The 13357-nt window shown below is 57.3% G+C and carries 11 protein-coding genes; 2 read left to right on the top strand and 9 right to left on the bottom strand.

The features are described from left to right. Nucleotides 1-660: 660 nt before the first annotated feature. The 3 genes from XH90_RS14885 to XH90_RS14875 form a co-directional block, all read right to left on the bottom strand. The gene (locus XH90_RS14885) at nucleotides 661-1896 is read right to left on the bottom strand and encodes a cytochrome P450 (RefSeq protein WP_194482177.1); all 1236 of its coding nucleotides are present in this window, start codon (nucleotides 1894-1896) and stop codon (nucleotides 661-663) included. Between the two features lie 839 nt (nucleotides 1897-2735). Further along, on the bottom strand, nucleotides 2736-3329 hold the full coding sequence (locus XH90_RS14880; RefSeq protein ID WP_246755825.1) for an ABC transporter permease: 594 nt from the start codon (nucleotides 3327-3329) through the stop codon (nucleotides 2736-2738). A 173-nt stretch (nucleotides 3330-3502) separates the two neighbouring features. Then, complete coding sequence (locus XH90_RS14875; protein WP_194482175.1) at nucleotides 3503-4285, bottom strand: ABC transporter ATP-binding protein; 783 nt, start codon at nucleotides 4283-4285, stop codon at nucleotides 3503-3505. Nucleotides 4286-4437: 152 nt separating this feature from the next. Between XH90_RS14875 and XH90_RS14870 the strand changes: the two genes are divergently transcribed. Both XH90_RS14870 and XH90_RS14865 read left to right on the top strand, forming a co-directional pair. Further along, nucleotides 4438-5448 (top strand): ABC transporter substrate-binding protein, encoded by a 1011-nt coding sequence (locus XH90_RS14870; RefSeq protein ID WP_194482174.1) that lies wholly within the window; start codon nucleotides 4438-4440, stop codon nucleotides 5446-5448. A 573-nt stretch (nucleotides 5449-6021) separates the two neighbouring features. Continuing rightward, nucleotides 6022-6819: a cyclase family protein gene (locus tag XH90_RS14865; protein WP_194482173.1), complete on the top strand. Its 798-nt coding sequence runs from the start codon at nucleotides 6022-6024 to the stop codon at nucleotides 6817-6819. A gap of 546 nt (nucleotides 6820-7365) precedes the next feature. Here XH90_RS14865 and XH90_RS14860 read toward each other — a convergent pair. From XH90_RS14860 to XH90_RS14835, 6 genes are all read right to left on the bottom strand, one after another. Next, nucleotides 7366-8328, bottom strand: a complete 963-nt coding sequence (locus XH90_RS14860) for a PDR/VanB family oxidoreductase (RefSeq protein WP_194482172.1) — start codon at nucleotides 8326-8328, stop codon at nucleotides 7366-7368. Nucleotides 8329-8402: 74 nt separating this feature from the next. Next, nucleotides 8403-9587 carry a cytochrome P450 gene (locus XH90_RS14855; protein WP_194482171.1) on the bottom strand — a complete coding sequence of 395 codons (1185 nt, stop codon included), beginning with the start codon at nucleotides 9585-9587 and terminating at the stop codon, nucleotides 8403-8405. 118 nt (nucleotides 9588-9705) lie between these two features. After that, nucleotides 9706-10494, bottom strand: a complete 789-nt coding sequence (locus XH90_RS14850; RefSeq protein WP_194482170.1) for a cyclase family protein — start codon at nucleotides 10492-10494, stop codon at nucleotides 9706-9708. Nucleotides 10495-10506: 12 nt separating this feature from the next. After that, complete coding sequence (locus XH90_RS14845) at nucleotides 10507-11319, bottom strand: ABC transporter permease (protein WP_194482169.1); 813 nt, start codon at nucleotides 11317-11319, stop codon at nucleotides 10507-10509. After that, nucleotides 11316-12104, bottom strand: coding sequence for an ABC transporter ATP-binding protein (locus XH90_RS14840; protein WP_246755823.1), 789 nt, complete (start codon nucleotides 12102-12104; stop codon nucleotides 11316-11318). The genes XH90_RS14845 and XH90_RS14840 overlap by 4 nt, the downstream gene beginning before the upstream one ends. A gap of 2 nt (nucleotides 12105-12106) precedes the next feature. Beyond that, nucleotides 12107-13066, bottom strand: coding sequence for an ABC transporter substrate-binding protein (locus XH90_RS14835; RefSeq protein WP_194482168.1), 960 nt, complete (start codon nucleotides 13064-13066; stop codon nucleotides 12107-12109). Between the last annotated feature and the right edge of the window lie 291 nt (nucleotides 13067-13357).

Raw genomic sequence — 13357 nt, 5'->3', positions numbered from 1 at the left:
CTCGATGACTACATCTCGGCGTCTGGTGAGATGCTCAGACATCAGGCCTTCCTGCTCTACTGGCGCTTGCCGGTAGCTTGACGCCATTGGGTTCATCGCGAAAGGCGAAGCTGGTAAGGCAGCCGCGACTCGGCGTCTTAGAGCGCGCGCTGTTCTTCCAGCATACTGCACATTTGAAGAATGCTAGCGGAGCCGCGCCGATCATGACAATGGATCACTTTTCGAGCAACGCGCCGAAAACGAAGAGCATAAACCAAGGACGAATCGTTTGGTTTTCCTGATCGAAACGAGATCAGTTTTTTTGCGGCCGCCGCACCCGACAAGACGACAAGTCGTTGCAATGCCCGGCATCTGTCCCACGTTCAGGACATCTTCAACTGCACGCGTCGTTCTCAGACGTCGGGTTGATCGTGAGCGACCGGTCCGCGATTGGGTTCGACGGTCCGGGCTATTCAGCTAACACTCTCCCCGATAGAGCGAATGAACTCGCTGGAGACCCTCAATGAGGGATGGCGATTTTGCAGAACGAATGAGCAATGCTGCGAGCTTTGGTCGTTGCCTGCGCATGGGTTTTTGGCTGAACAGCCCGTCTCTTCAGATTTTCATCTTCAACGTTTCTCCTGCGGCCGACACCAATCAGGACCGGCAGTTTGGAGCACATCACGCCGGCGTAACTTCTATCGGAAGGCTCTTCAGCCCCCTTAATGTATTATTTAAACGTCGCTCCGGCTCAGCCACACTTCGGATTGAGCGGACCTGCCTTGCCAAAGCCGAAAGGACTGCCTCACCCTCTAGCCTCGCAAGCAATTGACCAAGGCAGACGTGGATGCCGTGCCCATAGCCCACGTGACCAATTGTTCGCCGTAAGATGTCATAGCGATCCGGATTCGGCCACTGCCTCGGATCCCTGTTGGCTGCTCCTAGGAACAACAAGATTTTTGTTCCCTCTTCCAACGTGAAGCCGGCAAACTCGGTCTCTTGGGCCGTCGTTCGAAAAAACGTCTGCACCGGGCACTCAAAGCGGATCGCCTCTTCGAATGCGGCTCGCGCGAGGCTCGGATTTGCATGCAGCTTTTCCCATTCCTCAGGGAATCGGACGAGCGAATAAAGTGCGGCGCCCAGTGAACTCACTGTCGTATCAACCCCGGCAGTCAAGAATGACTTGACCAACAGCGCACCGTCCTCCTCGGAAATCTCTCCTGCGTCCACCGCCTGAAAAATGATCATCCCGAACCCGCTAGCGGACAGGTTCTTCCGCAGAGACTGATCCCTTACCCAGGGAAATGCCTGCTCGGCTCGCGGTGCCGAGGCCTCGAACAGATGATTGGCAGGTCCAAACGAATTGAAGATCATATCCCCGTATGGAAGCAGGTTGTCGCGACCTTCTCGCTTCATGCCGATCGCATCCGGAAAGACAAGCAGTGGGTAAGCCTCCGCGAGGTCGCTTATCGCATCAAATCGCCTACGCCCGACTAGGCTCGAAACCATTCTGTCTGCGGCTTGTTTGAAATGGTCCCGAAGCTCGTCCATGACGACAGGTGACATAGCACGCATCATGATCGAGCGATTCTTCGTGTGTTCAGGAGGATCCACTTCAAGAATGAGGCTCGGAATTCGAAATCGGCCGTGTCGGACATAGTCAGCCATTCCAACGCCTCGCGTCGATGTATAGACGCGCCAATCTGCGAATACTTCACGTACCTCCGCATAGCGAGCGACGGCGGCGATATTGTAACGCGAAAGCCAGACAATTGGCCCGGCCTCGCGTACGAGCTGGTGCAGCTCGTAGGGCGATGCGAGATTTTCGTCCGAAAACGGGTCCGCGTCCACAATAGGCATGCCGGGAGGCGGAGAAAACTGATATAGCGCCGTTCCGACTTTCGCTCCTAGGACCATAGCCTTCTCTTCTTCTGAAATGAACTACCGAGCCTTGCCAAGGCGGCTGAGGGCACGCAGCGGGCCAACATGAAAGCGTATCCATGGACACTCGTCGTGGCAATCGAACGACACCGAGGTTTTGCGCCAATCGCGAATTTAATACTCTAGAAATGACAAGTATTGACCTACTGGCCGGCGCCGTGGGGGCTGAAAAGAAGAGCCAACTCGTCACGTCGTTGGGCGAAGCTCACCTTCTTAAAGTGCGCTGATGTCCCTGAAGTGGACGCCGACTACGTCGACGTTCAGAACCGCCTCGCTCTCCCGCGTCATCGCCGCCCCGCCGCACGATGAGAGTAGGCAGCAGGAAGTCTAATAGGCGCGAACCGCACCACGATGAGCAGCAGGCACCCGACAATCAGGAGCTTTTAGTCGTGAAGAAGTTGGCTCTCCCCCGTGAGAAACGGACAAATGTCCTTCTCTTAAACGCCAACGGACCGCCGACCACGACGCGCCGGTCCGCCGAAAGACGCATCGACAGTGCAAAGTTCGGTCACGCCCAGATCGCAACAATGACTCTTGTAGCAAGCTGCGGCCAGAGTAACTTAGTACGCGTCATCAAGTGCAAGGGGCTACGTCAAGTCTACCCGGTTCTTGGTTTCGTCATGGATGGGCGAGCACGACCTCGCCCGGAGATTCAATTGCATGAACTCCGCCTTGCCTCGCAGCCCGATCCTTTGTCGCGAGGTCTAAGGTTGTCCCGTGCGCCAGTGTCCGACGATAATAACCGTGATCCCGCCATTTCTGCTGCGGATAGATAGCGCCGATGCTATCTATGCCTCGACTGTTCCGTAACTGTATCACCGCGCGTGAGAACGGGGTGGCAACCAGCGAGCAATCGCAACCTCGACCAACTCGATGCCCCCATAAACGCCAAGGCCAACAAAAGATAACGCAAAAAGCGCCGCAAAAGCTAATGGCGTATTGAGCTGCGAAGTGGCGCTCAGCAAGAGGTAGCCGAGCCCACTGCTTGATCCCATGAATTCGGCAATTACTGCCCCAATAAGAGCCAACGTGATAGCCACCTTGGCTCCAGTCAAAATGAATGGCAACGCTGCCGGAAACTGGACTTTGGAGAACATTTGCCAGCGCGATGCTTTCAAACTCTGCGCAAGCTGAATGAGTTCTCGAGGAGTCGATCGAAGCCCCTCCGCTGTGTCAATAATAATCGGAAAGAAGGCCACGAGCCAAACAATCACAAGTTTTGATGCGAGACCAGTTCCGAGCCAGACCAGAACGATCGGCGCCAATGCGACTTTCGGCACTGACTGCAATCCCACCAGGAGAGGAGAAAACATCAAATCGAGTGGACGCGAATTCGCAATTGCAATCGCGAGCGGCAGCCCAATCGCCAGCGCCAGCAGGAAGCCCAGCAGGGTCTCGACGAGGGTCACGCTCCCCTCTCGAACCAAAAGGCCGAGACTATCGATGAATGCAAGCGCCACCTGATCGGGCCCTGGCAGAACCACCTCAGGCAATTTTAACAACCAGCATGTTGTGAACCAGAGCAACAGGATGATCGCGGCACCGGTACAAGGATAGACAACTCGGGACGGTAGAGAGCTTGTCATTTGCAGCGCTCGTGTTCGTTCGTAGTGAGCAAGCCAAGCGCCTCGGTCGCGCGTCGCTCGGCTGAAGTGAACTCAGGAGTGAAACGGCACGCCTGGTTTCGGGGCGTCGGTAAGTTGATCCGGAATTCAGCGGCCACACGAGCCGGTCGACGACTGAAAACCAGCACCCTATTTGAGAGGTAGATCGCCTCCGATATCGAATGCGTCACGAACAAGACAGACGCGCGGGTCTCAGCCTGTAGCGTGATAAGCAGGTCGTTCATCTCAAGGCGCGTAAACTCATCAAGTGCGCCGAACGGTTCATCCATCAGCAGCAGCTTCGGTTTGTGAATTAGCGCGCGGCAAAGCGAAACTCGCTGCTGCATCCCTCCGGAAAGCTCGTGCGGGCGGGCTTCTGCGAACGCCTTTAGGCCAGTCATTTCTAGGAGCTCGCCCGCCCTTCTCCTCGCCTTCCCATCGTTACGGCCCAGAATCTCCATGGGAAAGAGGATGTTCTGCAGAACCGAGCGCCAAGGCATCAAGCTCGGCTGTTGGAAGACAAAGCCGTAGTTCGCATATGGGCCATCGACCTCTTGACCGCCGATCTTTACTGAGCCGGATGTCTTCGACAAAAGCCCCGAAACCACCAGCAGTAGTGTCGTTTTCCCGCATCCACTCGGACCCAGTAGCGCGACGAACTCCCCTTCGTCAGAGCTCAGATTTGCCTCGTCCAGCGCGACGACTTCCTTTCCGTCGCTCCGGAACACCTTACGGACGTTTAGGATTTCGACGAAGCTCATCCCCCTTCTTTCCAATTCCCGTCGCTGGCCTTTTCGGAAAAAGCCGATAAGGACCTGATTGATGGATTATCTTGTATGTCTACTGAAATATCTTATGATGTTGCTCTGGTCAATAATTGCGAGCTCGAAGGGGCGCAACGGAGCTAATACCAATGTTAAAGAAATTGGGCGGCATCGCCGCTGCGCTGGCGTTGATCATCCCGGCTCATTTGCCCGCTGCATCGGCCGCTGAAACAGATATCAAGTTTATGCTCGACTTCATCAGCCTTGGCCGGCACGCGCCTTGGTACGTCGCCCTCGAGAAGGGCTACTTCAAGGAAGAAAGCCTCAATGTCGAAATACTCCCCTCGAAAGGAACAGCCGACGCGATCCGTGGTGTGGTCACCGGACTGGCCCCGATTGGCCTGATCGACGTCCCCAGCCTTGTTGCATCGGGGAAGGCCGGTGGCGACATTAAGATCGTGGCGGCCGCCTATGTCGAGGCACCTTATTGCGTCTATTCCCTGAAGCCAGGCGCCAACGTTACAAGACCTGCGCAGCTTGAGGGATTGAAGTTCGGATCGAGCTCTGCGTCTTTTATCCCACAGATCTGGCGCGCCTTCATGAACATGAACCATCTAGACGGCTCCAAGCTGGAAGTCGTCAATATCGATGCCGCGGCACGTGTTCCGATGCTTGCTGCCGGGCAAGTTGATGGTATTGATCAGTTCTTGATGGCCGCTCCCGCCATTCGTCGTGCGGCGCCCGGTAAAGAGGCCGTGTGCCTTTTCGCTGCTGACTACGGTCTCGACCTCTATTCGAATTCAATCGGCGTCAACAAGAGTTTTCTGGATCACAATCCGGAAACCGTACGCGGCTTTGTGCGTGCTGCTATCCGAGGCTGGCAATATGCATTGGCTCATCGCGATGAAGCCGCTGCGATCATGGTCAAGCGGGTGCCGGCGCTCGATCGCAGCATCGTTCGCGACGAAATTGACTTGCTCGAGCGGATCGCGATTAACGCCGATGTCAGGACCAACGGCTTCGGTCATATCAGCCCAGAAAAATTTGCGAAGACTTTTGCGTTCATCAATTCGAACGTGCAGGTCACAGGGAGTAAGCTTGAAGCCGACCAGGTGTATGAACCGGGCTTCACGCCCAAGCCGCCGATCTTGCCGGAATAGCCGAGCCTGTCCGGCGGATTGCGTCAGCGCCAAACTTGCAAACCGTGACAGTGAGGTCGCCGCATCCCGAGGCGACAGCGCTGCATGCGAGACGGAGTCGCCCGCAAATCTGGCATTGCCTCTCACACGGAGCGGGAGGAAAACGACAAAAGCTACGCCCGCGATCCTACAGACCGCGAACGTCATTCGTTTAAAAAAGGAGGCCCGTGCCTATCGGCTTGCTTTCGAAGCTCCCCGCCCCACGCTTCTCGAAAGAGGTTTTCGCTGGAGATTCGCAAAGGCGTCAGGTGGCACGATGGCACGTCGCTGACAGCCGATGCCTCGATCGGCGTTGTCGGAGGCGGCATCTCTTGGAGAGGGCTTCGATGGCACGGTACAGCGAAGGACACTGCCTCGTCGTTCCCCTGTTTTCGGCCGTCAACAGACCCCCTCAGCCTTCATTGACCACATGCACATCATAAGATATTTCAGTATACACACGAGCTGAATTCTGCAGCGAACATCTTGCCAATGTGCATTGATTTGCCAAGCCGCTCCCGCCCCTTGTCGCACTTTGCCCAAATGAAACCGGTCATGCCCCACGCCACCGCCCCCCTTGACCTGGTGACGTCCGTTGCAACGGGCGAGCTCGGCATCGTCGATCTAACTTTTACGCTCAGCCCTGACTTTCCGGTGATCGTGCTTCCGCCTGAACTCGGCCAGGCGGCCGCCATTCGGATCGAAGAAATCTCGCACTACGATTCGCGAGGGCCTGCGGCCTACTGGAATAACGTCTCGTTCAGTGAGCATGCCGGCACTCATTTCGACGCGCCAATACACTGGTTTACAGGCAGAGACCTGCCGAGCAACTCAGTCGAAACCATGCCCGTCGAGCACATGATCGCGCCCGCATGCGTCATAGATTGCTCGCAATCAGCACAAGCGGATGCCGATTTTCTACTGACCGTGTCTGCTGTCGAGACCTGGGAAGCACAGCACGGCGCCATTCCCCCCCGCTGCTGGGTCTTCCTGAGGACGGATTGGTCGAAGCGAACCGGTCGGGATTATGCCAATCTTCGGGATGATGGCGCGCACACCCCCGGTCCAGACGCGTCCGTCATCCGTTGGCTGGTCGAGCAGCGTGATGTCTTGGGATTTGGCACCGAAACAATCGGCACGGATGCGGGTCAAGCCGGCCACTTTCAGCCGCCGTACCCGGCGCATCACTACCTCCACGGCGCAGGACGATACGGCCTGCAATGCCTTTGCAATCTCGACAAGCTTCCCGCGAAAGGGGCGACAATCATTGCTGCGCCGCTCAAGATCAGAAATGGCTCCGGCAGTCCACTGCGCGTGTTGGCTCTCGTATCGAAATGTTCCAGCGCCGACTGAGGCGATCGAGACCGCCCTCGAAAGCCCGGACGTCCTCTTGCCGCCAGACCAGGACGCCAGGCGCCGCGGCAGCCGCTCGAATATCCCATTGATGCTCTTAGGCCACCTCCCGAAACGGCCAGATCGCCGTTCCCGCGGCGAGGCGTTCGGTATGCCAAATGTCTATCCAGAATGTCGATAAGAAGTAAGATCTATGGTCGCATCCCGGACGTCGTCGTGAGCCGCCTGCCTGCATGCCGCCTCAAGCAACTCCGGTTCAAGTTAGCCTGAAAACGCGTCCTCCCCACCAATATCCATCAGGATCTTGGCTCCCCCGCGCCGAGCGGCGCACAGCGACAGTCCGATGCGGTTGGCAATGTGGTTCTCTCGGATGGCGATCGTCGCCCTGTACGTGCTGATCTGTCGAATGCGGGCGTTCGTACCGACCATCGCGTGAGCATTGGCGCCGTTTACGCCACACACATATGACGCGTCCCTTCCTGCACTACCGCGGCGCAGCCCGAGAACACTTCATTCGACTATTTTCGACGTGGCGAAGCGCGGCCCTTAGAGATCCAGCACCAAGCGCGCCGACTTCGCTCGCGAGCAGCACGGCGTAAAGCGATCTCCTCCCTCGCGTTCTTCATCGGTAAACACCGCGTCGCGGTGATCTGGAATCCCCTCGAGCACGCCGGTGATACACGATCCGCAGATTCCCTCCTCACAGGATACAGCAAGCGGAACGCCCGCTTCGATCAGCACATTCGCGGCCGACCGATCTGCAGGAACCGTGAGCGTCTGACCGGTACTCGCAACGACGATCTCGAACGCATCATTTGGTCCGGACGCGACGGGTGGGGCCGAGAAGTATTCCCTGTGCAGCCGATCAGAAGGTATTCCACCGGCCTGCGCTGCTTTAAGCGCCCAATCGATGAAGCCGCTCGGCCCACAGACATAGATATCCGACTTTGAGCCCAGCGCCGGAAGAACTTTCTCCAGATTCAGCCGTTGATTTTCGTCTCCATCGTCGAAATGAAAATGCACCTGCTCCCGATAATCGCAAGTCGCCAGGTACTCGCGAAATGCCATCCGGTCGATTGACCGAGCGCAGTAGTGCAATTCGAACGGCGCGCGCGACTGGTGCAGTCGTCCGGCCATACACAGCAGCGGCGTAATGCCGATCCCGCCGGCCAGCAGAAGGACCTTGTCGCCCGGCTTCGCTAAGGGGAAGTTGTTCCGGGGTTCGCTGATCTCGATGACATCGCCAACCCCTAGCTTGTCGTGGATGGCGCTGGAGCCACCACGCGACTCAGGCTCTCGAAGCACGGCAATCAGATAGCGGTGGTCCTGACCAACGGCATTGCAGAGTGAATATTGGCGCACGACCCCATTTGAGACATGGACGTCGATATGGGCACCGGCACTGAAGCTTGGTAGCGGCTCGCCGCTCACACTTGAGAGTTCGAGCAGGCAGATATCCGTAGCGATCGGCCTTTTGGCCGCAATTTTTACATTGAGCAAGTTTGGCATCCTAAAGGCGCTCTCAGTCTAGAATGCAGGTCGACGAGACGCCCGCAGATTGTTATGTCTGAATGAAGCGATCTTCATCCCCTGTTGAATCTCATCGGCAGCGATGCGTAGCCACCGAGCGTATTGTTGAAGAATACTTCGGGCTTCCCCACTTGGATGGTGTCGACCTTCTCGATCATCGCAGTGAGCAAACTCGTGATCTCGAGTCGCGCAAGATGCATACCGGCGCAGGTATGGATGCCGTGACCGAAAGCCAAATGATCGGTGGGGCGGCGCGTGACGACAAACTCTTCCGGCCGTTCCCATTTGCGCTCATCTCGGTTTGCCGATGCAAACATGATCAAAACGCGGGATTCTGCCGGTAGCACCGTGCCGGCAAGTTCCGTGTCTTTCTGGACGAAGCGCGTGAATGTCCGCACCGGGGACTCAAGGCGCAGCGCCTCATCGATCGCCGCGGGGATAAGCGCCGGCTCGTTACGCAGCAACGCCCACTGGGACGGGTTCTCTCCGAGCAGGCGAAGTATGTGGCCCGTCGCGAAGATGGTAGTATCAAGACTTGGTCCGATGTACTCCCGCATCATTGCCGGGCAACGATCAACAAGGGCCTTGTTGTCGCCGACAACCTTATAGATTCGATCGGCCCAACTTCCCGGGCGCAACTTTCCGGGGATAGCCTCTTTCAAACAGAATTCGTGAAGCTCCTTGATTTCCTCAACGGCGCTCTTGCCGCGATCATTCATCGGGCCCATGGCATTGAAGGTCGCTGCCGCCCATCGCAGCATCGACTCCCGGCCATACGTGGGAAGGCCGACAAGATCGGATACGATCGTCAGAGGCAGCACTTGCGCCAACTCACTCATCCCTTCGAAAGATTCGCGTCCGCAAAGCTCCTCAATCGTCTTTCGGGCGGTCTCTTCGATCAAGGGTTTGATATCCTTCAGGGCACCAGGAAGCAGCGGCGCGGATGTAATTCGCCGAATGTCGTCGTGGAGGGGCCGATCCGTGGTGAGTGAGTTCGCTTTGGGTCCCGACGTAGCAGCGTTGACGGCGGCATCCATCGCCACTCCTCGAGACGAGACGAACGTGTCCCAGGTCTTCAGCGCAAACTTGACTTCTTCATATCGGGGAATGGCCCAGATCTTGTTGGTGGTGAGCCACACCACCGGCCCGAGATCCCTTAGCTCTTTGTACAGAGCATAAGGATTCGTGATGCTGTCCTGCGTGAAGAGATCGATATTCGAAGTTGGCGTGTGAGCCATTGTTTCCTCGATATTTGATGCTTGTGGCGCGCCCGATGAATGAGTGCTGCCCTCTCCCATAAGCCACACTGTCCTCATGGCGCCGGCTTCGCGGCGTCTGGGAACAATGCTTATGCGATCAGGTTGGGACGATCGCGACTACGCGTAGGGGCGAGCCAGTTCCGCCGACCAATTTTAACGGCGCCGCGATGAGGATTGCGCCGGTCGGCGGCAATTGGTCGAGATTGGCAAGGCTGGCCAGTCCATAACGACCTGCGCCATGCAAGTAGTGATGCGCCGGGAATGGCGGATCCATCATAAAGGCGGATCCAGCATCAGTCCCAACTGTCTCGGATCCAAAACCAAGGGCTCCTCTGTCCAGCAGATAGGCGATCGCGTCAGCCGCCGGCCCTGGTGAATGCGGTCCGTTACCATCGACATTCAGAAACTCCTTCGTCGACGTGTTCCGTTTATGCCAATCGGTCCGGAGTAACACCCAGCTGCCGTGAGTGATCGTGCCATGTTCGGCTTCCCACTCACGGATGCTTTCGGCCGTCAACAAATAATCGGGGTTCTTCTGTACCTCTTTGGAACGATCAATCACGACGACTGGGGCAATAAAATCCTGCAACGGTATGGTGTCCGTCGACGCATTTGCGAGGGCTTTGCCGGTATACCAATGAACCGGCGCATCGAAATGGGTGCCGGTGTGCTCGCCGAGCTCCATCCAATTCCACGCGCAAAGAGGTCCATCCTGGTCATAGCGCGAAATCTTGTGCACTTTTACGCGTGGAGAATTTTTGCCGGCTTCCGGCGGAAGTTCGATCACCGGCGTATCGGGGCCGAGAGGTGCGGTCAGATCGACGACCTTGACCGCTCCGCTCGCCAGATGTTTCACCAGGTGAGTGACTGTGGCTCGCGCATCCATCGTGCATCTCCTCTAGAAATTGACTCCAAAGCGCTTGAACGCCGCCGAAGAGAGCGCGCGCAACACTCGGTCGTATAGGAAGCCAAGGCATCCCAATGTAAGGATGCCGGCAAAGACCCAATCCGTGCGGCCATAATTTCGCGCGTTCCAGATGAGAGCGCCGAGTCCCACATCAGCCGCGACGATTTCCGCGGATACGATGGTGAGAAACGAGTTGCCCATGGCGATCCTAGCGCCGGTCACCAGATGCGGCACCACGGAAGGAACGATGACCGTCCGTAGGATGGCCGGTCGACTGGCCCCCAGAGCTGCTGCGGCGCGCAGCCTTATCTCCGGAACCGCAATGGTACCTGCGATAGCGTTCAGAGTGACCGCGAAGACGGTCGTATAAAAGATCAATGCGATCTTCGATGCTTCGCCCGGACCCAGCCAGATGACGGCCAAAGTTACGAACGCGATCGGAGGCACGAAGCGGAAGAACTCGATGTAGGGCTCACAAAGTCTGCGGATGACGCCGACATATCCCATGGCGATACCCAAAGGGATCCCCACGATGACGCCTGCGAACCAGCCACTCAAGATACGAAACGTTGAAGCAACGATGGATTGCCAAAGACTACCATCCTGCGCGAGTTCGACGAGGGCCCGAAAGGTAAGGGCGGGAGATGGCAGAAAGATAGGAAGAAACCAGAGACTGAGCAGCTGCCAGGCACCCAGTCCAAACAGGATCGACAAAGTCGGGTAGAGCAGTCCCCCAACGGAAAGCTTCTTGAAAAGCCTTGCGAACGATACCGAAACGTTCGGTGTCATGCTGATGGCTTTCATACTCTGCTTCCTTGCGTCAGCCCTTGCGAAGCCAATACCTTGTTTACTTCCACTGCGATGTCGCTGCGCAAGCTCTGCAAAAGCTCGATCGCGCGCGTACTGGCCAGCTCGCGGGGACGCGGGATATCGACCTTTGCCACGGTCTTGATCCTGGCTCTGGGACCGACACTCATTGTCACGATGCGGTCGGCCAGCAATATGGCTTCGCCAATGTCGTGCGTCACAAAAAGCACGGATGCTCCTGTCTCGCGCCAGATCCGCTCAAGCTCAACCTGCAGGACCTCTCGCGTCTGGGCATCGAGCGCACCGAAGGGCTCGTCCATCAAAATGACAGAGGGCTCATTGGCTAGAACGCGCGCAATTTGAGCGCGCTGACGCATTCCACCCGACAACTCTGCGGGATAGCGATTGGCGGCAGCTGACAGCCCGACCATCCGAAGATAGCGATCGGCCTTTTCTTCGCGTTCGGCACGACCCACGCCGCGAAGACGCGCCGCGTATTCGACGTTCTGGCGTACGCTGAGCCAGGGAAAGAGCGCCTCCGAACTTTGAAAGACGACGCCCCTCTCCTTCCCGGGGCCTTTCACCGGGATGCCTCCGGCAAGCACCGTGCCGTGGGCCTCGACAAAGCCAGCGATCACGTTCAAGAGCGTTGACTTTCCGCACCCGGAAGGCCCCAGAAGGCAGACAAATTCACCAGGCGCGATGTCTAAATTGATCTGATCGGCGATGACCATATCGCCAAGTTTCACCGAAACGCCTTTCAGCTCGATGGGAATGCTCACGCCTAGGGCTCCCTCACGAAGCCACGAGCCAGAAAGCTCTTAACGTCAACCTTTGAGGGCGTCGCCTTACGACTGAACTGGAACTCCGCCATCTTGTCGAAGCTCTTGAGATCGTCATCTGCGAAATCGCGCAGCTTGAGGCGCAGCAGGCCAAAAAGCGGGAGCGTGTCCGCGGCGGAAAGCTTGGTTTGCTTCTGGAAATCGGCTGCCGCTGCCGGCAGATCGGCCGTCATCTGCCGATTTGCCTCAGCAAGAACGGCGAGGAACTTGTGCGCCTCCGTTTCGTGCGATGCCACCCAGCTGGGCGACGCCGTCACCCACATTGTGCTCAGATAGCCAACCTTTCCATTGGTTGCCAAATCCTTTGCCCCTTGCTTGAGGGCCATGGACGGAAACGGAGGCCACGAAAAGAACGCATCGATGTCGCCGCGCAAAAGCAGAGCGACGAATTCAGGACCGCTGGCATTCACATAGGTGATGTTCGAGCCGAGACCATATTTCTCGGCAAACATCGACGCGCAGTATTCGCTGACAGTCCCTTTGACGATGCCCATCTTTTTGACTTGCGCAGGCTCATCCACTCCCGGTCGCGCCACGGCGCGCAGGTAGTCCTCGGAGTCGTGCAGAATAGCCAACGGTCGCAGATCAGCCCGCCCGAGACGCAGGATGACGGTCTGATCCGCCGCCACGCCAAGCTGGGCCTGTCCGGCGATGATTGCATCCATCGCCTCACCGCCCTGGGCGACGCGCAAGAGCTTTACGTCAAGGCCCGCCTTAGCAAAGAGGCCGCGCTGCTGAGCGACATAGACCGGAGAAAAAGCGGGATCTATGCCAACACTCACCGTGATTGGATCGGCGCTTGCCACAGGCACGTTTATTGCCATGGCGGAGCAAGTCACGATCGCGGCGAGCCCCTTTCGCAAGGCTCCTGATACGACGGCGCTGAGGGAATGTATGGTCATGAGATCCCTGCCAAAGTGCGAATGATGAGCTCGGTCTTACGCGCTAAAGTTATCAAAGGGGGCGTGCATCGCAACTGATATTTCTCGTGATATGCATAAAGCCGAAGCGTTTTTTGGCGTTTTGTAGCTCTGTGCTTGCACGAGTGGCTGTGACTAATTGTCCGGGACGATGCCGAACAAGCGGAAGGAGCTGTTCTGTTCAGGCATGGACGGACTGATGCAGCAAGAACCGTTTACGGCAAGGACGCCCCCCCTTTTTGAAACACGGGGTTAAGTCTTCGCTCGACAGTT

This window comes from Bradyrhizobium sp. CCBAU 53338 (assembly GCF_015291665.1).
In the GTDB taxonomy this organism is placed as follows: Bacteria; Pseudomonadota; Alphaproteobacteria; order Rhizobiales; family Xanthobacteraceae; genus Bradyrhizobium.
The sequence above is the reverse complement of the archived record's forward strand: the minus strand, read 5'-3'. Positions and strand labels throughout refer to the sequence as shown.